Origin of the sequence: Micromonospora echinaurantiaca (assembly GCF_900090235.1) — a bacterium.
Lineage (GTDB): Bacteria > Actinomycetota > Actinomycetes > Mycobacteriales > Micromonosporaceae > Micromonospora > Micromonospora echinaurantiaca.
The window spans coordinates 490,469-512,422 of record NZ_LT607750.1 but is presented as its reverse complement, the minus strand read 5'-3'; the positions used below and the strand labels follow the sequence as shown (position 1 = coordinate 512,422).

18 protein-coding genes are annotated in these 21,954 nt (G+C 73.6%); 11 read left to right on the top strand and 7 right to left on the bottom strand.

The features are described 5' to 3' along the window. Window position 1: 1 nt before the first annotated feature. The 3 genes from GA0070609_RS02310 to GA0070609_RS02305 all read left to right on the top strand — a co-directional run bounded on the left by GA0070609_RS02310 (window position 2) and on the right by GA0070609_RS02305 (window position 1,556). A complete protein-coding gene (locus GA0070609_RS02310) occupies window positions 2–778 on the top strand; it encodes a metallophosphoesterase family protein (protein ID WP_088992259.1) in 777 nt (258 codons plus the stop codon). After that, entirely contained in the window at window positions 769–912 is a 144-nt protein-coding gene (locus tag GA0070609_RS33485) for a GPGG-motif small membrane protein (RefSeq protein WP_007464364.1), read from the top strand. Before GA0070609_RS02310 ends, GA0070609_RS33485 begins: the two co-directional genes overlap by 10 nt. Window positions 913–1,067: 155 nt before the next feature. Then, window positions 1,068–1,556: a TspO/MBR family protein gene (locus GA0070609_RS02305; protein ID WP_088992258.1), complete on the top strand. Its 489-nt coding sequence runs from the start codon at window positions 1,068–1,070 to the stop codon at window positions 1,554–1,556. A 39-nt stretch (window positions 1,557–1,595) separates the two neighbouring features. Here GA0070609_RS02305 and GA0070609_RS02300 read toward each other — a convergent pair whose 3' ends face one another. Continuing rightward, window positions 1,596–2,369 (bottom strand): M23 family metallopeptidase, encoded by a 774-nt coding sequence (locus GA0070609_RS02300; RefSeq protein ID WP_088992257.1) that lies wholly within the window; start codon window positions 2,367–2,369, stop codon window positions 1,596–1,598. Between the two features lie 250 nt (window positions 2,370–2,619). On the opposite strand from GA0070609_RS02300, the gene GA0070609_RS02295 reads away from it, so the two are divergent. The 5 genes from GA0070609_RS02295 to GA0070609_RS02275 all read left to right on the top strand — a co-directional run bounded on the left by GA0070609_RS02295 (window position 2,620) and on the right by GA0070609_RS02275 (window position 8,902). Then, window positions 2,620–3,969, top strand: coding sequence for an ABC transporter substrate-binding protein (locus GA0070609_RS02295; RefSeq protein ID WP_088992256.1), 1,350 nt, complete (start codon window positions 2,620–2,622; stop codon window positions 3,967–3,969). A gap of 71 nt (window positions 3,970–4,040) precedes the next feature. Further along, on the top strand, window positions 4,041–5,090 hold the full coding sequence (locus GA0070609_RS02290; RefSeq protein WP_088992255.1) for a carbohydrate ABC transporter permease: 1,050 nt from the start codon (window positions 4,041–4,043) through the stop codon (window positions 5,088–5,090). Window position 5,091: 1 nt separating this feature from the next. After that, window positions 5,092–6,057, top strand: a complete 966-nt coding sequence (locus GA0070609_RS02285) for a carbohydrate ABC transporter permease (protein ID WP_088992254.1) — start codon at window positions 5,092–5,094, stop codon at window positions 6,055–6,057. Between the two features lie 62 nt (window positions 6,058–6,119). Then, window positions 6,120–7,169 (top strand): LacI family DNA-binding transcriptional regulator, encoded by a 1,050-nt coding sequence (locus tag GA0070609_RS02280; RefSeq protein ID WP_088992253.1) that lies wholly within the window; start codon window positions 6,120–6,122, stop codon window positions 7,167–7,169. 68 nt (window positions 7,170–7,237) lie between these two features. Next, window positions 7,238–8,902 (top strand): glycoside hydrolase family 13 protein, encoded by a 1,665-nt coding sequence (locus GA0070609_RS02275; protein WP_088997438.1) that lies wholly within the window; start codon window positions 7,238–7,240, stop codon window positions 8,900–8,902. Window positions 8,903–9,139: 237 nt separating this feature from the next. On the opposite strand, the gene GA0070609_RS02270 is transcribed toward GA0070609_RS02275, so the two are convergent. The 3 genes from GA0070609_RS02270 to xylA form a co-directional block, all read right to left on the bottom strand. Continuing rightward, entirely contained in the window at window positions 9,140–10,564 is a 1,425-nt protein-coding gene (locus GA0070609_RS02270; RefSeq protein ID WP_088992252.1) for an MFS transporter, read from the bottom strand. Between the two features lie 124 nt (window positions 10,565–10,688). Beyond that, on the bottom strand, window positions 10,689–12,185 hold the full coding sequence (locus tag GA0070609_RS02265; RefSeq protein ID WP_088992251.1) for a xylulokinase: 1,497 nt from the start codon (window positions 12,183–12,185) through the stop codon (window positions 10,689–10,691). 11 nt (window positions 12,186–12,196) lie between these two features. Then, on the bottom strand, window positions 12,197–13,384 hold the full coding sequence (xylA, locus tag GA0070609_RS02260; RefSeq protein WP_088992250.1) for a xylose isomerase: 1,188 nt from the start codon (window positions 13,382–13,384) through the stop codon (window positions 12,197–12,199). A gap of 49 nt (window positions 13,385–13,433) precedes the next feature. On the opposite strand from xylA, the gene GA0070609_RS02255 reads away from it, so the two are divergent. Next, on the top strand, window positions 13,434–14,699 hold the full coding sequence (locus GA0070609_RS02255; protein WP_088992249.1) for an ROK family transcriptional regulator: 1,266 nt from the start codon (window positions 13,434–13,436) through the stop codon (window positions 14,697–14,699). Window positions 14,700–14,828: 129 nt separating this feature from the next. Beyond that, window positions 14,829–16,466 carry a PP2C family protein-serine/threonine phosphatase gene (locus GA0070609_RS02250; RefSeq protein WP_172899276.1) on the top strand — a complete coding sequence of 546 codons (1,638 nt, stop codon included), beginning with the start codon at window positions 14,829–14,831 and terminating at the stop codon, window positions 16,464–16,466. A gap of 135 nt (window positions 16,467–16,601) precedes the next feature. On the opposite strand, the gene GA0070609_RS02245 is transcribed toward GA0070609_RS02250, so the two are convergent. Further along, window positions 16,602–17,129, bottom strand: coding sequence for a MarR family winged helix-turn-helix transcriptional regulator (locus GA0070609_RS02245; protein WP_088992248.1), 528 nt, complete (start codon window positions 17,127–17,129; stop codon window positions 16,602–16,604). Window positions 17,130–17,225: 96 nt separating this feature from the next. Between GA0070609_RS02245 and GA0070609_RS02240 the strand changes: the two genes are divergently transcribed. Next, on the top strand, window positions 17,226–18,356 hold the full coding sequence (locus GA0070609_RS02240) for a PP2C family protein-serine/threonine phosphatase (RefSeq protein ID WP_088992247.1): 1,131 nt from the start codon (window positions 17,226–17,228) through the stop codon (window positions 18,354–18,356). A 15-nt stretch (window positions 18,357–18,371) separates the two neighbouring features. Here the strand turns inward: GA0070609_RS02240 and GA0070609_RS02235 are convergent, their stop codons facing one another. Continuing rightward, window positions 18,372–19,856, bottom strand: a complete 1,485-nt coding sequence (locus GA0070609_RS02235; protein ID WP_088992246.1) for a sugar transferase — start codon at window positions 19,854–19,856, stop codon at window positions 18,372–18,374. Between the two features lie 220 nt (window positions 19,857–20,076). Beyond that, on the bottom strand, window positions 20,077–21,834 hold the full coding sequence (locus GA0070609_RS02230; protein ID WP_088997436.1) for a substrate-binding domain-containing protein: 1,758 nt from the start codon (window positions 21,832–21,834) through the stop codon (window positions 20,077–20,079). Window positions 21,835–21,954 lie beyond the last annotated feature (120 nt).

The following is a 21,954-nucleotide window of genomic DNA, read 5'->3' as shown; positions in this document are numbered from 1 at the left end:
GATGGTGATCCGGATCGCCGCCGTGGGCGACGTGCATCTGGACGAGGACGTGGTCGGCCGGTTCCGGCCGGCCCTGGAGGAGCTGCCCGAGCACGCCGACGCGCTGCTGCTCGCCGGGGACCTGACCCGGCACGGGACCGAGTCGGAGGCGCGCTGCGTGGCCCAGGAGTTCGGTGGGCTCGGCGTGCCGGTGGTGACCGTGCTGGGCAACCACGACCACCAGTGCGACCAGGTGCCGCAGGTGGTGCGGGTGCTGGAGGACGCCGGCATCACCGTGCTGGAGGGCAACGGGGTGGTGCTGGAGTGCGCCGGCGGTCGGCTCGGCGTCGCCGGGGTCAAGGGCTTCGGCGGCGGGTTCGCCGGTCGGTGCGCCAGCGACTTCGGCGAGCCGGAGATGAAGGCGTTCGTACGGACCACCACCGACAGCGCCGACCGGCTGGCCGAGGCGCTGCACTCGCTCGACTGCGACCTGCTGGTGGCGCTCACCCACTACGCGCCGGTGCCGGACACGCTGGCCGGCGAGCCGCTGGAGATCTACCCGTTCCTGGGCGCGTACCAGCTGGGGCAGGCGATCGACTCGGCGCCGACCGCGCTCGCCCTGCACGGGCACGCGCACGCCGGCACCGAGCGCGGCACCACGCCGGGCGGGGTCCGGGTGCGCAACGTCGCCCACCCGGTGATCAAGCAGGCCTACAGCGTCTTCCACCTGGGCGACCACCTCGATCAACACCAGGTTTCCCGGATCGGAACCTCGGGTATGGAGCGGTCATGGAGCTGATTCTCTGGATTCTCGCAGTCGTGCTCGTGGTCGCCGGCATCCTGGCGCTGTTCCGCCGGCAGATCCTGTGGGGCATCGTCCTCATCGTGGTCGGGCTGTTGGTGGGCCCGGGTGGGGTCAGCATCTTCAATTGACCTCGCCGCCGTACGCACACCCGGACCCGCCGGGGTCGTCGCGGCCGGAGCTCCGTCCTCCCGACAGGAGCACCCGGACGTGATGACCCCGGCGTCGTGCGTTCCGGCCCGGTCCGGGAGGTTTGCCGACCTCGTTCGGCGGTGATATCTCGACCATGGAGATATCCGAGCGCAACCGGCACGGCGCACGGCAGTGGTGGGCCCTGCTCGGGTTCGCCGCGGCGGTCTTCGTCGCGGCCGCGATCGGCGGGTTGGGCGTCCGGGGCACCGGCGCGGAGTACGCGGCGCTCGAACAGCCGGCCTGGGCCCCGCCCTCGTGGCTCTTCGGCCCGGTCTGGACCCTCCTCTACGCGCTGATCGCGCTGGCCGGCTGGCTGGTCTGGCGGCGGGTCGGCTTCGGCGCGGCGCTCGTCGCCTGGACCGTGCAGCTGGTGCTGAACGCGAGCTGGACCCCGCTCTTCTTCGGCGCCGGCAGGTACGGGTTGGCCTTCGCCGAGCTGGTGCTGCTCTGGCTGGCGATCGCGGTGACGGTCGTGCTGTTCGACCGGGTCCGACGGCTGGCGGCGGTGCTGCTGCTGCCGTACTGGGCGTGGGTCACCTTCGCCGGCGCGCTCAACTTCGCCATCTGGCGGCTGAACGGCTGAGCGGCGGGACCCCGCGTTGCCGGGGCCCCGCCGCCGCAGTCAGCAGCGTGGCACGTTCGGGATGTAACCGTCGTAGCCGGTGTAGACGTAGGCGTCGGCGATGAAGCGCCCGCTGCCGATCCGGTCCCAGATCGAGCTGGTGCCGTAGGTGCCGGTCACGCTGGTGCCGCTGGTCTGGCAGTAGATCGTCACGTTGGCGCCGTCAGCGACGGTGCCGACCGCGGCGTAGCCGGTGCCCGGGCCGGAACGCACGGTGAGCGGGGTGCCGCTGGTGTTCACGGTGCCGGAGCCGGTCGCGCTGCCGCAGCCGTTGTCGCTGGTGTAGTTCTTGGTCCCCCAGTACAGCGCCAGCGCGCCGTTGAACCGGACCTGGATGTCGCTGCCGTTCAGCCGCTGCTCGTAGTGCAAGTGCGGGCCGGTCGAGCCGCCGGTGCTGCCGACCCAGCCGATCACCTTGCCGTAGCCGACGCTCTGCCCGACCGAGACGTTGAAGCCGTTCAGGTGGGCGTAGTAGGTGTGGTAGCCGCCGGCGTGGCTGATCCGTACGTACTTGCCGTAGCTCGTGCCGCCGAGATCGGTGACCCGGTCGACGGTGCCGGGGGCGCTGGCCACCACCGGATCGCCGAGGTCGTCGGTGCGGTTGAAGTCGACCGCGTACGCGGGGCTGTGGTTGGTGCGGGTCTGCCCGGACCAGGTCTGCCCGCAGGGGAACGGGACCTTGAACGTCGGGGCGGCCATCGCCGGGGCCGCCGGGAGTGTGACCCCCACCACGAGCAGTCCTGCCGCGATCAGGCTGAACCACCGCTTACCCATCCAGCACCTCCTATGTCGAAATCCTTCGATCACCTGCCTTCAGCGTGACAGAAATCGCCATCGATCGAAAGGGGTGAAAATGCAGGGTGGGAGCGTGCCCATCAGGCGGCGGGCGGGTTTCCGGATTGTTACTCGGTCGTGTCCGGCGAGGGCTGGACCGGACCAGATGCAAGCGCTTACATGTGGGGACGCCCATCGGACCGGCGCCGGGTCACGCTCGTGGACCGCGCCGGCAAGAAAGGAGGACGGCATGGCGGTCTTTGCCAGACCACGCCAGGCCTTCGCGATCGCCGGCGTACTGGGGCTGGCGCTCAGCGCCACCGCCTGCGGCACCGGCGGCGACGACGACAAGAGCAGCAACGCGGGCTCCGCGGAGTGTGCCGCATACGAGAAGTACCAGGGCCACGAGGGCAAGAAGGTCTCGATCTACTCGTCGATCCGGGACATCGAGGCCGACCGCCTGGAGCAGTCCTGGGAGCAGTTCACCGAGTGCACCGGGATCGAGATCGACCACGAGGGCAGCGGTGAGTTCGAGGCGCAGCTCGGCGTCCGGGTCGACGGTGGCAACGCCCCCGACCTGGCCTTCATCCCCCAGCCGGGGCTGCTGAAGCGCTTCGTCGACCAGGGCAAGCTGAAGCCGGCCGGCGCCGACACCAAGGCGATGGCCGAGCAGAACTACCCGGCCGACTGGCTGAAGTACTCGACCGTCAACGGCGCCTTCTACGGCGCCCCGCTCGGCTCGAACGTCAAGTCGTTCGTGTGGTACTCGCCGAAGACGTTCAAGGAGAAGGGCTGGACCGTCCCGACCAGTTGGGATGACCTGATCAAGCTCAGCGACACGATCGCCGCGACCGGCACCAAGCCGTGGTGCGCCGGCATCGAGTCCGGTGACGCGACCGGCTGGCCGGCCACCGACTGGATCGAAGACCTGATGCTGCGGACGCAGACCCCCGAGGTCTACGACCAGTGGACCACCCACGGCATCCCGTTCAACGACCCGAAGGTCGCCGAGGCGCTGGACCGGGCCGGTCAGATCCTCAAGAACGAGAAGTACGTCAACGGCGGCTTCGGCGGGGTGAAGAGCATCGCCACCACCTCCTTCCAGGAGGCCGGCGTGCCGATCACCACCGGCAAGTGCGCGCTGCACCGGCAGGCGTCGTTCTACGCCAACCAGTGGCCCGAGGGCACCAAGGTGGCCGAGGACGGCGACGTCTTCGCCTTCTACTTCCCGGCCATCGACCCGGCGAAGGGCAAGCCGGTGCTGGGCGGCGGCGAGTTCGTCGCGGCCTTCGCCGACCGCCCCGAGGTGCAGGCGGTGCAGACCTACCTCGCCTCCGGTGAGCACGCGAACAGCCGCGCCAAGATCGGCGACTGGGTGTCGGCGAACAACAAGCTCGACCTGGCCAACGTCGCCAACCCGATCGACAAGCTCTCCGTCCAGATCCTCCAGGACAAGAGCACTGTCTTCCGGTTCGACGGTTCCGACCTGATGCCGGCGGCGGTCGGCGCCGGGACCTTCTGGAAGGGCATGGTCGACTGGGTGAACGGCAAGGACACCGCGACGGTGCTCCAGGGCATCGAGAGCAACTGGCCGAAGTGACCTGAGACGGTGGGCCGGCCCGTGACCGCGGGCCGGCCCGCCTGCTTCGCGGACACCCCCTGGGAGGGTTGATGAACTTCGACTTCGCCGACGAGTCGCCGAAGCTGATGATGTTGCTCTGGGGACTGGTCGCCTTCGTCGCGGTGGTCGGCGGCCTGCTCCTGCTGCTCGACGCGGTGCCGTCCTGGTTCGCCCGGCGCCGCGATGCCCAGCTGATCGCCGCCTCGGCCAGCGGCGCCCCGCTCCCTGCGCGCACCAAGCCCCGCGAGGGCCTCTTCGCGCTCTTCTTCCTGCTGCCGACGGTGCTGCTGCTCATCGTCGGCCTGGTCGTCCCGGCCATCCGCACCACGCTGCTGTCGTTCATGGACGGCAACAGCCAGAACTGGGTCGGCCTGAGCAACTACGAGTGGATGTTCACCGAGAACTCGATCGTCCGGGTGCTGCTGAACACCCTGGTCTGGGTGCTCCTGGTGCCCCTGGTGGCCACCTCGATCGGCCTGCTCTACGCGGTCATGGTCGACAAGGCCCGGTTCGAGGCCCTGGCGAAGTCGCTCATCTTCATGCCGATGGCGATCTCGTTCGTCGGTGCCAGCATCATCTGGAAGTTCGTCTACGCCTACCGGGGCGACGGGCAGGAGCAGATCGGCCTGCTCAACCAGATCGTGGTCAGCCTGGGCGGCGAGCCGAAGCAGTGGCTGCTCGAGTCGCCGCTGAACACCCTGCTGCTGATCGTGATCATGGTGTGGATCCAGGCCGGCTTCGCCATGGTGGTGCTCTCCGCCGCGATCAAGGCGATCCCGGCGGACATCGTGGAGGCCGCCCGCCTCGACGGGGTCAGCCCCTGGCAGATGTTCTGGCAGATCACCCTGCCGAGCATCCGGCCGGCGCTGATCGTCGTGGTGGTCACCCTCTCCATCGCCACCCTGAAGGTCTTCGACATCGTCCGGACCGCCACCAACGGCAACTACGACACCAGCGTGATCGCCAACGAGATGTACAACCAGGCGTTCCGGTACGGCCAGAACGGGCAGGGCTCCGCACTGGCGGTCTTCCTCTTCGTCCTGGTCATCCCGATCGTGATCTACCAGATCCGCAACCTGCGTCAGCAGCGGGAGGGCTGAGATGACCACCACCACGCCCACGCTCGCCACGGGCACGCAGGCGACCGACCAGCCGACGACCCGGGCCGCCCGGGTGCGCAAGCGGCTGAACACCCGCACGGCCACCGTGGTCTCGATCGTCATCGCGCTGGTCTGGACCATCCCGACCTTCGGCCTGTTCATCTCCTCGATCCGGCCAGAGGACCAGATCAAGACCACCGGCTGGTGGACCTTCTTCAGCGACCCCCAGTTCACCCTGGAGAACTACCAGGAGGTGCTGTTCGGGCGGTCCTCGTCGTCCGGGCAGCTGGCCAGCTACTTCATCAACTCGCTGGCGATCACCATCCCGTCGGTGCTGTTCCCGCTCGCCTTCGCGGCCCTGGCCGCGTACGCGCTCGCGTGGATCAACTTCCGGGGCCGGGACTGGGTCTACATCGCGATCTTCGCCATGCAGATCGTGCCGCTGCAGATGGCCCTGGTGCCGCTGCTCAGCTTCTTCTCCAACGGGGTGACCCTGGCCGGGATCACCCTGCTGCCGGCCTGGGACCTCGACGGCGCGCAGAAGTTCGCCCAGGTGTGGTTCGCGCACACCTGCTTCGCGCTCCCGTTCGCCGTGTTCCTGCTGCACAACTTCATCTCGCAGCTGCCCCGGGACCTGATGGAGGCGGCCCGGGTCGACGGGGCCACCCACCCGAAGATCTTCCGCACCATCGTCCTGCCGCTGGTCGCCCCGGCGCTGGCCGCGTTCGGCATCTTCCAGTTCCTCTGGGTCTGGAACGACCTGCTGGTCGCGCTGATCTTCGCCGGCGGCGGCGACGAGACCGCCCCGCTCACCGTCCGGCTGGCGGAACTGGCCGGCACCCGGGGCAACGAGTGGCAGCGGTTGACCGCCGGCGCGTTCGTCTCGATCGTCGTACCGCTGCTGGTCTTCCTCTCCCTGCAGCGCTACTTCGTGCGAGGCCTGCTCGCCGGCAGCGTCAAGGGCTGACCCGCGGCCACGCCGCCGCCGGGTGACCGGCGGCGGCGGGCGTGGGTGGGGAGCGCGGAACCATGACGAAGATCGACGACGTCGCCCGGCTGGCCGGGGTCTCCACGGCCACCGTCTCGCGGGCGCTGCGGGGCCTGCCGACGGTCTCGGCGGCCACCCGCCGCCGGGTGCTGGCCGCCGCCGAGCAACTGGAGTACGCGGTCTCCCCCAGCGCCTCCCGGCTGGCCGGCGGCCGGACCGGGACCGTCGCCGTGGTGGTCCCCCGGATCACCCGGTGGTTCTTCGGCGTCATCGTCGAGACCGTCGAGGAGTTCCTCCACCAGGCCGGCTACGACCTGCTGCTGTACAACCTCGGCGGGCGGGAGCGGATCCGCCAGCGGGTGCTGCGGACGGCCAACCTGCACAAGCGGGTGGACGGGATCATGCTGGTCGCCACCCCGCTGCGACCGGCCGACCTGACCGCTCTCGGGGCGCTGGACCTGCCCGGGGTGATCGTCAGCTCCGGCACCGGCGTGCCCGGCTGGCCGTGCGTACGCATCGACGACGTGGCCGCCGCGCGGACCGCCACCCGGCACCTGCTCGACCTCGGCCACCGCCGGATCGCGCACATCTCCGGCGACCCCGACGACGAACTCGCCTTCACCACCCACCTGGACCGGCGCCGCGGCTACCGGGACGCACTGCGGGCGGCCGGGCTGCACCCGGACCCGAGCCTGGACGTCGAGTCGCAGTTCACCATCGACGGCGGCACCCGGGCCGCCGAGGAGCTGCTGCGCCGGGGCGACCCGCCGACGGCGATCTTCGCGGCCTGCGACGAGATGGCGATGGGCGCGATGACGGCGCTGCGCGAGGCCGGGCTGCGGGTGCCGCAGGACGTGAGCGTGGTCGGCATCGACGACCACGACCTGGCCGGCGCGCTCGGGTTGACCACGATCGCGCAGCCCGCGGCGGAGCAGGCCCGGCTCGCCGCCCGGCTGCTGCTCGACCCGCTCGGCGGCCGGGTCCTCGATCCGCTCGCCGCCCCGGCCGGCGACGGCCCGCCGGGAATTCCGGTGATCCTGCCCACTCGGCTGGTCGTCCGCGAATCGACCGCGCCACCCCGGGCACACTGAACGGCAGCCGTCCCGCCCCGGCGGGCGTCCACCGCACCGACGACCGGCTCGACGCACAGGAGAAGACCCTGAACAGCAACCCGACGCAGCAGGAATCGTCCGCCCCCGGCTGGTGGACCGAGGCCGTCATCTACCAGGTCTACCCGCGCTCCTTCGCCGACTCCGACGGCGACGGGATCGGCGACCTGCCGGGCATCACCGGCCGCCTCGACCACCTGGTCGAGCTGGGCGTGGACGCGCTCTGGCTGTCGCCGTTCTACCCGTCGCCCCAGGCCGACGCCGGGTACGACGTGGCCGACTACCGGGACGTGGACCCGCTCTTCGGCACGCTCGCCGACGCGGACAAGCTGATCGCCGAGGCGCACGCCCGGGGGCTGCGGGTGATCGTCGACCTGGTGCCCAACCACACCTCGTCGGCGCACCGCTGGTTCTCCGCCGCGCTGGCGGCCGGGCCGGGCAGCCCCGAGCGCGACCGGTACGTCTTCCGCGACGGCCTCGGCCCGGACGGCGACCGGCCGCCGAACGACTGGCAGAGCGTCTTCGGCGGGCCGGCCTGGACCCGGGTCACCGAGGCCGACGGCCGCCCCGGCCAGTGGTACCTGCACCTGTTCGACACCGGGCAGCCGGACCTGAACTGGGACAACCCGGAGGTACGCGCCGAGTTCCTGGACGTGCTGCGGTTCTGGCTGGACCGCGGGGTGGACGGCTTCCGGGTGGACGTGGCGCACGGCCTGATCAAGCAGGCCGACCTGGCGGACTGGCAGGAGCCCCAGGAGATCCTCTCCGGCAACGAGATCGACAAGCCGCGCCCGCCGATGTGGGACCAGGACGGCGTGCACGAGATCTACCGGGACTGGCGCCGGGTGCTGGACGGGTACCCGGGCGGGCGGATCCTGGTCGCCGAGGCCTGGGTCGAGCCCGCCGAGCGGCTGGCCCGCTACGTCCGCCCGGACGAGATGCACCAGGCGTTCAACTTCGAGTACCTGCTCGCCTCCTGGACCGCGCCGGCCCAGTACGCGGTGATCACCCGCTCGCTGGAGGCCACCGACTCGGTCGGCGCCCCGACCACCTGGGTGCTCTCCAACCACGACGTGGTGCGGCACGCCTCCCGGCTCGGCCTGCCGGTCGGCAACCCCCGACCGAACGGCATCGGCATCGGCGACCCGCAGCCGGACGCCGCGCTCGGCCTGCGCCGGGCCCGGGCGGCCACCCTGCTGATGCTCGCCCTGCCCGGCTCGGCGTACCTCTACCAGGGCGAGGAGCTGGGGCTGCCGGAGCACACCACCATGCCCGACGAGGCCCGGCAGGACCCGACCTGGGAGCGCAGCGGCCACACCCAGCGCGGCCGGGACGGCTGCCGGGTGCCGATCCCGTGGGAGGCCGACGCCCCGTCGTACGGCTTCGGGCCGACCGACGCCAGTTGGCTGCCGCAGCCGCCGACCTGGGCCGAGTACGCGCTGGACCGCCAGCGCGGCGTCACCGGCTCCACCTACGAGCTGTACCGCTCGGCGCTGCGGCTGCGCCGCGCGCACGGACTGGGCCGGGGGCCGCTGACCTGGCTCGCCTCCGGCGACGAGGTGCTCTCGTTCCGTACCGGCGAGCTGACCGTGCTGACCAACTTCGGCGCCGCGCCGGTGCCGCTGCCGGCCGGCGGCGAGCTGCTGCTGGCCAGCGCTCCGCTGACCGAGGACGGCGCCGTGCCCACCGACGTCACGGTCTGGGTCCGCGGCTGACCGACGCCCCGGGCCGGCCCGGGCCGCGCCGCGCCCGGGCCGGGCCCGGGCGGCCGGTCCGCGCCGGCCGGTGGCCGAATGCCTCGGTGTGCCTTTGGAGCTGATGTCGTAGCCGATTCACCACAGTGAGTCGGTGACGACATCAGCTCCAAAGGGCATGCCGACCCCCGGCCGCCAGCGACGCGGACACGAGCATGGCGACCCGGCGGCGGCGCGGACTCCGGCGGCCGGTGGTCCTCAGAGCCGTTCGGCGCGGGCGGCCAGCACGTCGTGCACCTCGGCGATGTCCTTCGGCGAGGTGCGGGACGCGAGCCAGTACATGATCCCGGTCGGGATGAAGAACAGCTGGAACGCGGCAAGCCCGACGGCGTAGTTCAGCGGCGGCGGGAACGCCGCCCGCAGCCCTTGGAAGGCCACGCCGACCAGGTAGTTGCCGCCCGCCCGCCCCACTCCGTTGACCAGGTTGCCGAGGCTGTAGACGGTGCCCCGGTGCTCGGGCGGGTTGACGTCGGCGATCAGCGCGAACCAGTTCGGCGAGTTGGCCGAGGTGAGAGCCAGCGCGAACACCGCGGTGAGCAGGCTCAGCCCGACGGTCGGCTCGGTGAAAACGCTGCCCAGCACCGCCTGCACCACCGCCCCGTTAGCGGCGCCGTCGGGCACGTCGATGCGGATCGGCACGAAGAAGAGCACCAGGTAGAACGGCAGCGCCGCGAGGATGCCGATCGCCGCGACCAGGGCCCGGCCCCGGGGCGTACGCCGGTGCAGCGCGTCGCCGGCCAGCCCGCCGACGATGGAGAGCACCCCGCCGAGCTGGAACAGGGTGGCGAAGACGCTGCCCACCACCACCGCCGTCGGGCCGGAGTAGCCCTGCGCCTCGGCCCGTTCGCGGAAGAGCACCGGCAGCCAGACCAGCGACCCGAACGCCGCCTGCGCGGTGAGGCCCTGCAGGATCAGCCAGCGGTTGGTCCGCCGGTCGAGGATCCGGGGCAGGTCGGCCCGGCTGATCCGGTAGTCGTACTCGGCGCCGGTGGCCAGCGCGTCGGCCAACTCCGGCTGGCTCTCGCCGCGCCGGATGTCGTAGGTGAACAGGTACGCCGCGGTGGCGGCCAACCCGACCACGGTCAGCAACAGGAACGGCCGCCGCCAGTCGGCGGCCCCGAGCAGCCCGCCGACCAGCGTGCCGGCCAGCGTGCCGACGCCCTGCGACAGCCCCCAGAAGCTCATCACCAGTCCCCGGCGGCGGGGCGAGATCAGGTCGGTGACCACCGAGAAGCCGACCGAACCGACCGCGCCGAGACCGACCGCGGCGAGCAGTTGCGCGGCCAGGAAGGCCGGGTAGTTCCCGGCGACCCCGCTGCCGGCGGTGCCCAGCGCCCAGATCAGGGTGCCGACCATGAGCAGCGGCTTGCGGTTGCTGCGGTCGCCGACGTACGCCCAGGCCACCGCGGCCACCGCGCTGACCAGGAAGCTCACCGCGGTGACCAGGCCGAGCGACCGCTGCGGCACGTCGAACGCCTCGGCGATCGACCCGTACAGCGGGGGCACCAGGCCGATCGCCACGTTGTCCAGCGAGGCGAGCAGCACGAAGACCACCACGCTGTAGAACCGGTGCGCGGCCGTACCGCCCCAGGCCCGCGCCGGGCCGCCCCTGGTCAAGGTCATGTGCGGCAGCCAACCAGGGTCAGATCACGACCGGGTGAAGGCTCGCCGCCGGAGCCCGCGTACAGCGGTTTACCGACCGCCGCCGAACCGGGTGCGGGCGGTCCCCCGGTCCGGCGGCGGCGGGTCAGCGTTCGATGACGTGCTCCCGGGCGGCGGCGTACCGCTCCCGGACGGCGGGGACGGGCTCAGCCTCGTACTCCTCGATGCCCTCGACCGCCCACTCGGGCGCCGCCGCGCCGCCCAGGGCGACCCAGGCGGCCTGGCGGGCCGCGCCGTCGGCGACGTACTCGCCGGGCGGGGGCACCACCACGGGACAGCCGAAGACCTGCGGCGCGATCCGGCGCACCGCGGCCGATCGGGCGCCACCGCCCACCAGGATCACCCGACGCGGGGTCACGCCCTGCGCCACGATGGCGTCCAGACCGTCGGCGAGGGCGCAGAGCATGCCCTCGACGGCCGCCCGGGCCAGGTGCGCCGGGGTCGAGGTGCGCAGGGTCAATCCGTGTACCGCGCCGCTGGCGGTCGGCCGGTTCGGGGTCCGCTCGCCCTCCAGGTAGGGGACCATGACCAGCCCGTCGGCGCCGGCCGGGGCGGACAGTGCCAGCTCGGCGAGCTCGTCCAGGCCGACCCGGAGCATCGCCGCCGCGGCGTCGAGCACCCGGGCCGCGTTGAGCGTGCAGACCAGCGGCAGGTAGCGGCCGGTGGCGTCGGCGAACCCGGCGACGATCCCGGTGGGGTCGGCGGCCGGGGCGTCGGCGACGCTGAACACCGTCCCGGAGGTGCCGATTGACACCACCACGTCGCCGGGACCGGCCCCGACGCCGAGCGCGGCCGCGGCATTGTCCCCGGTGCCGGGGCCGAGCAGCGGACCGTCGCCGGTCCACGCCTGCCCGGGCCCGGGCGGCCACGGCAGCCCGGACGGCTCGCCGGACGAGATCGCCGGCGCCACCCGGAACGCCGCCGGGTGCAGGACGCCCGCCGGTTCCGCCGGCCCGAGCACCGTCGGCACCTGCAGCCGCCGGCCGAAGGCCCGCTCCAGCAGGTCGAACCGGTACTCACCGGTCGCCGGCGACCAGTAGCCGGTGCCGCTGGCGTCGCCCCGGTCGGTGCGCAGGGCGGCCAACCCGGCCGCGCCGGCCAGCCGCCAGGTCAGCCAGTCGTGCGGCAGGCAGACCGCCGACACCTGGGCCGCCTGCGCCGGCTCGTGCCGGGCCAGCCAGCGCAACTTGGTGACGGTGAAGCTGGCCACCGGCACGCTGCCCACCGCGTCCGCCCAGAACCGCCCGCCGGCCTCGCCGCCGCCGGCCTCCTCGACCAGGTCGGCGGCGGCCCCGGCGGAGCGGGTGTCGTTCCACAGCAGCGCCGGCCGGACCGTCCGGCCCGCCTCGTCGAGAGCGACCATGCCGTGCTGCTGCCCGGCGACCGAGACGGCAGCGACGTCGGCCAGCCCGCCGGCCGCCTCGACGGCCGCGCCCAGGGCCCGCCACCAGGCCTCGGGGTCGACCTCGGTGCCGTCCGGGTGCGGCGCCCGGCCCTGCCGCAGCAGCGCGCCGGTCGCCGCGTCCCGGACGACCACCTTGCAGGACTGGGTGGAGGAGTCCACCCCGGCGACGAGGGTCACCGCCGGCCGCCTCAGCGGGCGCCGAGCAGGTGCTCGACGGCGAGCTGGTTGAGCCGGACGAAGCCGAAGCCCCGGGCCGCCACCGCGTCGACGTCCAGCTCCTCGAAGGCGGACCGGTCGGCCAGCAGGTCGGCGTACGTCTCGCCGGGGGCGAGCGTCGGCGTGCTCAGCTCGCCCACCTTCGCGGCGGCCAGCGCCTCGGTTACCTCCGGGTCGGCGCGGAACGCCGCGGCCCGCTCCTTGAGCAGCAGGTAGGTGCGCATGTTGGCGGCGGCCGAGGCCCAGACGCCGGTGAAGTCCTCGGTGCGCGACGGCTTGTAGTCGAAGTGCCGGGGGCCCTCGTAGGCGGGCGCACCGCCCGGGCCGCCGTTCTCCAGCAGGTCGACCAGGGCGAACGCGTTGAGCAGGTCGCCGTGGCCGAAGACCAGGTCCTGGTCGTACTTGACGCCGCGCTGACCGTTGAGGTCGATGTGGAACAGCTTGCCCTGCCAGAGCGCCTGGGCGATGCCGTGGACGAAGTTCAGCCCGGCCATCTGCTCGTGCCCCACCTCGGGGTTGAGGCCGACCAGCTCCGGGTGGGCCAGGGTGGAGATGAAGGCGAGCGCGTGCCCCACGGTGGGCAGCAGGATGTCGCCGCGCGGCTCGTTCGGCTTGGGCTCCAGCGCGAACCGCAGGTCGTAGCCGCGGTCGAGCACGTACTGGGTGAGCAGGTCGACCGCCTCGCGGTAGCGGTCCAGCGCGGCCCGGACGTCCTTGGCCACGTCGTACTCGGAGCCCTCGCGGCCACCCCACATGACGAACGTCCTGGCGCCGAGTTCGGCGGCGAGGTCGACGTTGCGCAGCACCTTGCGCAGCGCGTAGCGCCGGACGTCGCGGTCGTTGCTGGTGAAGCCGCCGTCCTTGAAGACCGGGTGGTTGAAGAGGTTGGTGGTCACCATCGGCACCACCAGGCCGGTCTCGTCGAGGGCCTTGCGGAACCGGGCGATGTGCTGGTCGCGGGTGGCCGCGTCGGCGCCGAACGGCACCAGGTCGTCGTCGTGGAAGGTGATCCCGTACGCGCCGAGCTCGGCGAGCCGGTGCACCGCCTCGACCGGGTCGAGCGCCGGGCGGGTGGCGTCGCCGAACGGGTCGCGGGCCGGCCAACCCACCGTCCAGAGGCCGAAGGAGAACTTGTCGGCGGGGGTGGGACGGGGTGCCATGGGAGACCTCCGGGGGTGTCGTCCGCTATTTGTTCAGTGGTTGAATTAAATGCCGCACCTGTGGCAGTGTCAAGGGGTGCGCCGACCCGACACCACCGCCGGGGCGGTCCGGCAGGGCAGCCTGCGCGAGCTGAACCTCGCCGTGGTGCTGGGCCGGATCGCCGCCGCCGAGCGCCCCCCGTCCCGGGCCGAGCTGGCCGCCGAGACCGGGCTGACCCGGGCCACCGTCTCCGCCGTCGTGGAGGACCTGGTCACCGGGCGGCTGGTCGCCGAGGCGGAGCCGACGCCGCGTACCGGGGCCGGCCGGCCCGCCCGCGGCCTGGTGCTCGCCGACGACGGCCCGGCCGGGCTCGGCCTGGAGATCAACGTCGACTACCTGGCCGCCTGCGTGGTCGACCTCGGCGGTCGGGTCCGGCACCACACGGTGCGCCGGGCCGACCTGCGGCCGGTCTCCCCCGCCGAGACCCTCGCCCGGCTGGTCGAATTGGCCGCCCAGGCCCGCGCCGACGCGGCCAACCAGGGGCTCACCCTGGCCGGCGCGGCCCTCGCCGTGCCCGGCCTGGTCGACGACGCCGGGCTGGTCCGCCTCGCGCCCAACCTCGGCTGGCGGGACGTGCCGGTCCCCGCGCTGCTCGCCGGGCACCCGCCGCTGACCGAACGGATCGACGGGGTGCCGCCCCTGGTGGTCGACAACGAGGCCAACCTCGCCGCGCTGGGCGAACTGCACGCCGGGCCACCCGGGCCGGCCAGCTTCCTGCACATCTCCGGCGAGGTCGGCATCGGCGCCGGGATCGTGCTGGACGGCGACCTCTTCCGTGGCGCGCGCGGCTGGAGCGGCGAGATCGGGCACATCCCGGTCCGCCCCGAGGGCCGGCCGTGCCGGTGCGGCGGCCGCGGCTGCCTGGAGCGGTACGCCGGCCAGGAGGCCGTCCTGGCGGCGGCCGGGCTGGCCGGGGCGGACCTGCCGGCGGACAGCGCCGCGGCCCGGCTGGCGGAGCTGGCCGGGGCCGGCGACCCGGCCGCCCTGCGCGCCCTGCACGACGCGGGCACCGCCCTCGGCGTGGCGGTCGCCGCCGTGGTGAACCTGCTGGACCTGGACACGGTGGTGCTCGGTGGCGGCTACGCCCCGCTGGCCCGCTGGCTGTGCCCGCCGGTGCTCGCCGAGATCTCCGCGCGGGTGCTGACCGCCGCCTGGTCACCGGTCACCGTCCGGCCGGCGACCCTCGGTGCGACCGCCGCGGCGGTCGGCGCCGCCGGATCGGTGGTCCGCCGGATCGTCGCCCGCCCCGGCGGCTGGCTGGCCCGGGCGAGCTGACCCCGCACCGCCGCCCCGGGCGCCCCGCCGCCCGCCTCGGTACGCTTGCCGCAGGCAGCAACCCCCAGCCGAGGAGTGCCCGACCAGCATGACCACAGGTCGACAGGCCGGAGCGCCCGGCGACCGGCGGTGACCACGACCCGACCGGACGTCGGCGCCGGGGCGCCGCCCACCGCCGCCGGGCGACGCCGCGGCGGCCGGCTCCCGGCCGACCCCCGACTCGCCCGCGAGCTGCTCGACGGGCTGGCCGAGGCGGTGCTGACCACCGGCGCGGACCAGGTGGTCACGCTGGCCAACGCGCTCGCCGCCGACCTGCTGCCCGAGGTCACCCCCGGCACCGACCTGACCCGCTGCGCGGTGCCGGCGCTGGCCGCAGCCGCCCGGAGCGGGACGGACGGCTTCGACGCGACGCACCACGGGCGGCGGCTGCGCGGCACCCGGCGCACCCTGACCGGCGGCCGGTGCGCCTGGTACGTGCGGGACGTCACCGAGGAGTCGGCACGCGTCGACGCGCTGCACGCCGAACGCACCCGGACCGGTTTCCTGGCCCAGGCCGGCAGCCGCCTCGGGCTGTCCCTGCACCGCGACCAGACGCTGCACACCGCCGCCACCCTGCCCGTGCCCTACCTGGCCGACCTGGCCCTGGTGCTGTACCGCCCGCCCTCCCCGGCCGACCAACGGCCGTGCTGGATCCGGTACGCCGACGGCGACCCGGCGCCCACGGAAGGCCCGGTGCCGGCGGGGCTGCCGGGCCTGAGCGCAGCGCTGCGCGGTGACGCCGACCCGGACCCGTGGCGGGACGCCGAGCCGGCCGCGCTGGCCGCCGTGCTCCCGCCCGAGTTCGCCCGACCCGGCCCGGTGCTGGTCTGCTCGATGCCCGGCACGGGCCGCCCGGCCGGTGCGCTGGTCCTGCTGCGCCGCGCCGGCCGGGACGGTTTCGATCGGCGGGACGCCGAGCTGGCCCGGGAGTACGCGGCCCGGGCCGGGGCCGCCGTCGGCGCCGCCGAGCTCTACGGCGAACAGGCCCACCTGGCCCGGGTGCTGGAACAGAGCCTGCTCCCGCCGAAACTGCCCACGGTGCCCGGTGTCGCCCTCGCCGGTGGCTACCGCGCGGCCGGCGACCGGCTGCGGATCGGCGGTGACTTCTACGACGTCTCGCGGATCGGGCAGGGCGCGTTGTTCGCCCTCGGCGACGTCTGCGGCCGGGGCGTCGGCGCGGCCGTGCTCACCGGGCGGGTCCGCCAGTCGCTGCAGACGCTGCGGCTGGTGGAGCGGCGGCCGCTGGAGCTGATCCGGCTGCTCGACCGCGCGCTGCTGGACACCCCGCAGCCCACCCCGCGCAGCCAGTTCACCACCCTGCTGCTCGGCACCGTGGAGGCCGAGCCGGACGGGAGCGTCCGACTCCGGGTGGCCGGTGGCGGGCACCCGGATCCGCTGGTGGTGCGGGCCGACGGCACGGTCGGCCGGGTCCGGGTCGGCGGGATGCCGGTGGGCGCGCTGACGGCGGCCGGGTTCGCCGACGCCGAGGTCCGGCTCGCCCCGGGTGAGCTGTTGCTCGCCTACACCGACGGGGTGACCGGGGCCCGCGGCGGGCCGGCGGGCGCCGAGCTGTTCGGCGAGCGGCGGTTGCGCCAGGCGCTCGGCGAAGCGGCCGGCCTGCCCCCGACGGCGCTGGTCGACCGGCTGCTCCGGCTGGTTGACGACTGGCTGGCCGGGCAGAGCCAGGACGACATCGCGATGCTCGCCGTAGCGGCGGCGGAAGGCTGATCTCCGGGACGAATTCCAGCCGGCGGGCCGGGGTGGGGCCCGGCGGCCGGCATCGGGGCCGGTCGGCCGGTGGCGGGAGTCGGCAGGCCGGTGAGCCGGCTGGCCGCGGTGGGCGGACCGGCGGCGGCCGGCCGGTCAGGCCGTGCGGGCCACCGACTGGTCGCCCGGCCACTCGGGCGGCACCCCGAGCGAGCGCTCCGCCGCGGCGGCCTCGGGCGACCAGGGGCCGACCGGCTCGACGGAGCGGACCTCCCGCCGGCGGGCCGCCTCGTCGAACTCCCGCATCCCGTCCAGCAGCGCCTGCCGACCCGCGGGGGTCATGTCGGCCAGGATCGCGGCGAGTTGCTGGCGGCGGTCGTCCCGCAGCTCGGCGAGGAGCCGGCGGGCCTCCGGGGTGAGGTGCAGCGAGATCTCCCGGCGGTCGAACCGGCCCGGTTCGCGCTCCAGCAGCCCGGCGGCGACCAGCCGGTCGCAGAGCCGGCTCGCCGAGGAGAGCAGCATGTCCAGGCCGGTGGCCAGCCGGCGCAGGTTGATCCCGTCCTGCTGCTCGACCACCATCACGGCGCGCAACTGGGCACCGGAGATCCGGCTGGTCGTGCGTTCCCGCGCCGCCTCCCATACGGTCAGCAGGGCACCCGCCGCCGCGTCCAGTTCGGCAGCCATACTCGTGTCGGGTCCCGGTGGACCGTGCAGTTCCGCCATGGTGGGCCCGAGACTACTCCGCCTCTGCTGGTCTTTGGGCTTGTGATTGGAGCGACGATGAGCGAAACCGTCGACCAGGCCCGGCGCGCGCTCATCGAGTCCCCGGCCGACCTGCTGGTGGACCGGGTCGCCGCCGTGCTGGCCGGGTCGTACGGCGTGACCGGCACCGAGCTGTTCCAGGTCGACTACCGGCTCTCCGCGCTGCTGCCGCTGCACGACGGCGAGCCGGTCACCTCGCCGGGGCATCCGGCCTGGCGCTGCTTCGACCACCAGGCGCCGATCGTCGCCGAGCAGGTGGGCTACCTGCCGGTCTCGATGCGCGGGGAGCGGCGCGGAGTGCTCCGGGTCACCCCGGTGCCGGACGACCCGGCGGCGCTGGCCGGGCTGGCCGAGATCGCCACCGCGCTGGCCCACGAGCTGGCGGCCGTCTCCGCCGGCACGGACGTCTACCGGACCGCCCGACGCAGTCGGCGACTCACCCTCGCCGCCGAAATGCAGTGGGAGCTGCTGCCCGGGCGCAGCCGCACCCGCCCCGCGTTCCGGCTGGCCGGTCAACTGGAGCCGGCGTACGCGGTGCGCGGGGACAGCTTCGACTGGGCCGACGACGGCGACCGACTCTGGCTCTCCACCATCAACGGCTCCGGCGAGGGCATCGAGGCGGCAATGCTCACCACGCTCGCCACCCACGCGCTGCGCAACGCCCGGCGGGCCGGGCTGAGCCTGGCCGACCAGGCCGCCCTGGCCGACCAGGCCGTCTACGACGTACACCGGGGCAGCCAGCACCTGGCCGCCCTGCTGATGCAGCTGGAGCTGCGCACCGGGGTGCTGACCGTGGTCGACGCCGGCTCGCCCCGGCTGGTGCTGCTGCGCGACGGCGAGGTGACCGAGCAGCCGCTGGAGGAGCAGTTCCCGCTCGGCATGTTCGAGGCGACCGACTACCGGGAGCAACACCTCGAGCTGCGCCGCGGCGACCGGCTCTTCGTGGTCAGCGACGGCGTGATCGACGCCACCGGGCAGAACCTCCGGTACGGCGAGACCGCGCTGGACCGGTTCCTGCGCCGGACCGGCCGGATGGAGCCGCTGGACGCCGTCCGCTCGCTGATCGGCGACCTGCGCGCGTTCGTCGCCGGTGACCTGGTGGACGACGCCGTGGTGGTCTGTCTGGACTGGACCGGCCCGCAGCCGTGACCCCGGTCCCGGCGGTCAGTACGCCCCCCGGCTGCGCAGCACCGCGCCGAACGTCTTCCACAGGATGGTCAGGTCGGCGGCGAGCGACCAGTTCTCCACGTAGTAGAGGTCCAGCCGGATGCCGTCCTCCCAGCTCAGGTCGGACCGGCCGCTGACCTGCCAGAGCCCGGTCATGCCCGGCTTGACCAGCAGCCGGCGGGCCACGTCGCCCTCGTACCGGGCCACCTCGGCGGGCAGCGGCGGTCGGGGGCCGACCAGGCTCATCTGCCCGAGCAGGACGTTGACCAGCTGTGGCAGCTCGTCCAGGGACCACTTGCGCAGCAGCCGGCCGATCCGGGTGACCCGGGGATCGTCACGCATCTTGAACATCAGGCCGTCGGTCTCGTTCCGGGCGGTCAGCTCGGCCAGCAGGACGTCCGCGTTCACCACCATGGTGCGGAACTTGAACACCCCGAACTCGCGGCCGCCCTGGCCGACGCGGACCTGCCGGAACAGCGCCGGCCCCCGGCTGTCCAGCCGGATGGCCAGCGCGATCAGCGCCAGCACCGGCAGCAGCAGCGCCACGGCCAGCGCGGCGGCGGACCGGTCGACGAGGCCCTTGACCAGCTTCCGGACGCCCCGGAACTCGGGCGCCTCGACGTGGATCAGCGGCAGCCCGGCCACCGGCCGGGTGTGGATGCGCGGGCCGGCCACGTCGGTCAGCGCCGGGGCGACCACCAGGTCGATGCCGGTGCCCTCCAGTTGCCACCCCAGCCGGCGCAGCCGGGTTGCGGTCAGCTCCCCGGAGGCGGTGACGGCGACGGTGTCCGCGCCGATCGCGGTGGCCGCCTCGGGGATGCCTCGGAAGGAGCCGACCACCGGCACGTCGCCCAGCCGCTGCGCGACCGGGGCCAGCAGCGCGTCCGGGATGCACGCGCCGACCACGTGGTAGCCGGCGTACGGCTCGCGGCGCAGCGTGTGCACCAGTTCCAGCACGTGCGCGGTGTCGCCGACCACCAGCACCCTGCGCGACCAGCCGGCGCCCCGGGACCGGGCCCGGTGCAGCCGCTTGCGGGCGGCGAACCGGGCCACCTCGAGCCCGAGGGTGCCGACGGCGAAGGAGACGGCCAGGAAGCCCCGGGAGATGCCGACGTCGGCGACGTAGCCGGCGATCGCGACCCCGCCGGCCAGGCGCAGGCTGGCCGCGCTGACCCGGCGGTACTCGTCCGCCCCGTAGCCGAGCACCCGGTCGTCGTAGCAGCCGAGCGCCTTGAGCGAGACCAGCCAGGCGAGCACCACCCCGGGCGCCACCAGCACGTACGGGATCCGGGAGCCGGTCGGGACGTCCTCGCCGAACCGGGCGACGTAGCCGATCAACACGGCGACGGTCAGGATGCTGGCGTCCAGCACCACCAGCACGCGGACGTAGGCCCGTTCGTCGGCGCGGGCCACCGGGCCGGAGGGCGACCCGTCCGGTGGCGCCGGCGTCCGTGCGGGGGTCAACAGCGTCGCCGAGGTCACCGAACCTCCCACATCGGTCGCCGGCGGCCCCCGGGTGGCGGCCGGCCCGGATCGCGGGACCGGCGGTGCGGGAGCACGAACGACATCCTGCCCCGACAAGTGTGGCGGCCGATTGCTTCGGACGTATTGCCGTCACTTTTCCCGGCCGGGCCGCGATGCGGAAAGGGCCCGGCGTACCGAATGCAGCGGTACGACGGGCCCTTTCAGGCTGTCCGAAGGCTCAGGCGGGCGCCTTGCGCAACGCGATCGCCCTGAGGAAGATCTCGCCGATCTTGGTCGGATCCTCGGTGACGAAGGCACCGCCGCCGGTGACCCTGGTGATCGACTCCAGCTCGGCCTTGCTGACCTTGTCGCCGATACCGATGATCACGACCTGGATCGGCCGCTCCGGGTCCTTGATCTTGTTGAGCTCGGAGAGCAGCTTCTGCTGGGAGATGCCGTTGGCGTCCTCGTTCTTGCCGTCGGTGAAGAGCACGATCGAGTTGACCCGACCCGGCTCCCAGCCCTCCTGGACCTCCTTGTAGGCGGCGAGCATGGTGTCGTAGAGGCCGGTGTCACCGCTGGAGGACCGGATGCCGCCGAGCGCCTGCTCCAGCTGACCGCGCCTGCTGGAGAGCCGGCCGATGGGGACAAGTTGCCGGTAGTCGCGGCTGTTGTCGAGGTTGGTGGAGAAGGTCCAGAGCCCGATCGACCAGGAGTCGTCGAAGAGGGTGAGACCGCGGCGGGCCGCCTCGACGGTGACCTGCTGCCGGGTGGCGTTGTTGGCGGTGGGCACCTCGGCCTTCATCGAGCCGGAGACGTCGATGACGGCCAGCATCCGGCCGGACTGGGTGGCGATCGCCCAGCTGGAGACCGCGCTGCCGATCGCGGCGGCGTCCAGCCCGCCGGCGGCGGTGCCGCCCGCGGTCGGGGGCGCCGGCGCGCCCCCCGCCGGGCTCGGCGCACCCGCCGGCGCCTCGAAGCCCGAGCCCCAGTTGCCGTCCGGAGAGCGCAGCGACTGCGCCGCCAGCCGGTTGCGGAACGTCGACTGGGTGAGCACCTCGAAGAGCACCCGGGCAGCGGACGCCTTGGCCGGCTCGATACCGGGCAGCACGGCGTACGGGTAGTCCAGCGGCATCGGCGCCGGCTCCAGGTAGAGCGCGGCCAGCGGGACCGGGGGCTTCTTCTTGTTGTAGGCGATCACGTCCTCTTCGGAGAGCGGCGCGGCGCCGAGGCCGCTGGCGATCGTCGTGGGGTCCGGCGAGGTCGGGAACCGCGCCAGCAGGTCCTGGCGCAGCTTCGAGCGGCTGTTCGCCAGTGCGCGCAGCGCGCCGACGGTGTCCCGCTGCGCGTCGGCGCCGCCCGCGGCCCCGGCGGCGGCGGTGAGCGAGAGCAGCCCGGAGAGCCCGGCCGCGTCCGTGGTCGGCTCGACGATGCCGGTGTTCAACGGCTTGTCGCTCTTCAGTTCGCCGAGCAGGTTGTTCCAGGTCAGCTTCTTGTCCGGCCAGCCGAGCCGGGAGGCGATCGGCTCGGGCATCGCCACGACCACCGGGCTGCGCGCGATGGACGCCCCGTTGGCCGGGTCGAACGCGGTCGCGCCGCCGTCCTTGAGCCGGGCCAGCCAGGTGGACGAATCCGGGATCCAGACGTCCGGGCTGACCGCCGTGCCGCTCGCCTGGCCGACGCCGGCCAGCACGGCGCCGTGCTTGGCGGCCACCGTGGCGGCGACCTCGACCGGGTCGGAGGCCGTCACCGTCACCGCGATGCAGGTGCCGCCGACCGCCGCGCCGTCCTTGACCCACTGGTCGGCGGCTCCGCTGACGGCGGGCGCGAGCTCCGTGGCCACCGCGACGGAGAGCTCGACCTTGCCCGAGCAGTCCGGCCCGGCGAGCTGCTGATAGCCGAACCAGCCCCCCGCGGAGACGACGAGAACGCCGACCGCTGCTGCGGCGGCGGCTCCGTTGAGATTCGAACGCATGCGATGGCGGCCTGCTGACACGCAGACCATCTTGCGTATCCGAAGGGGTGACTGCCATAACCGTTCGGACGAAAGTTACGGAGGAGATACAGTTGATCACCGTTTCACGACGCTGAGTGATTGGTCAGCCTCAAGGCGTTG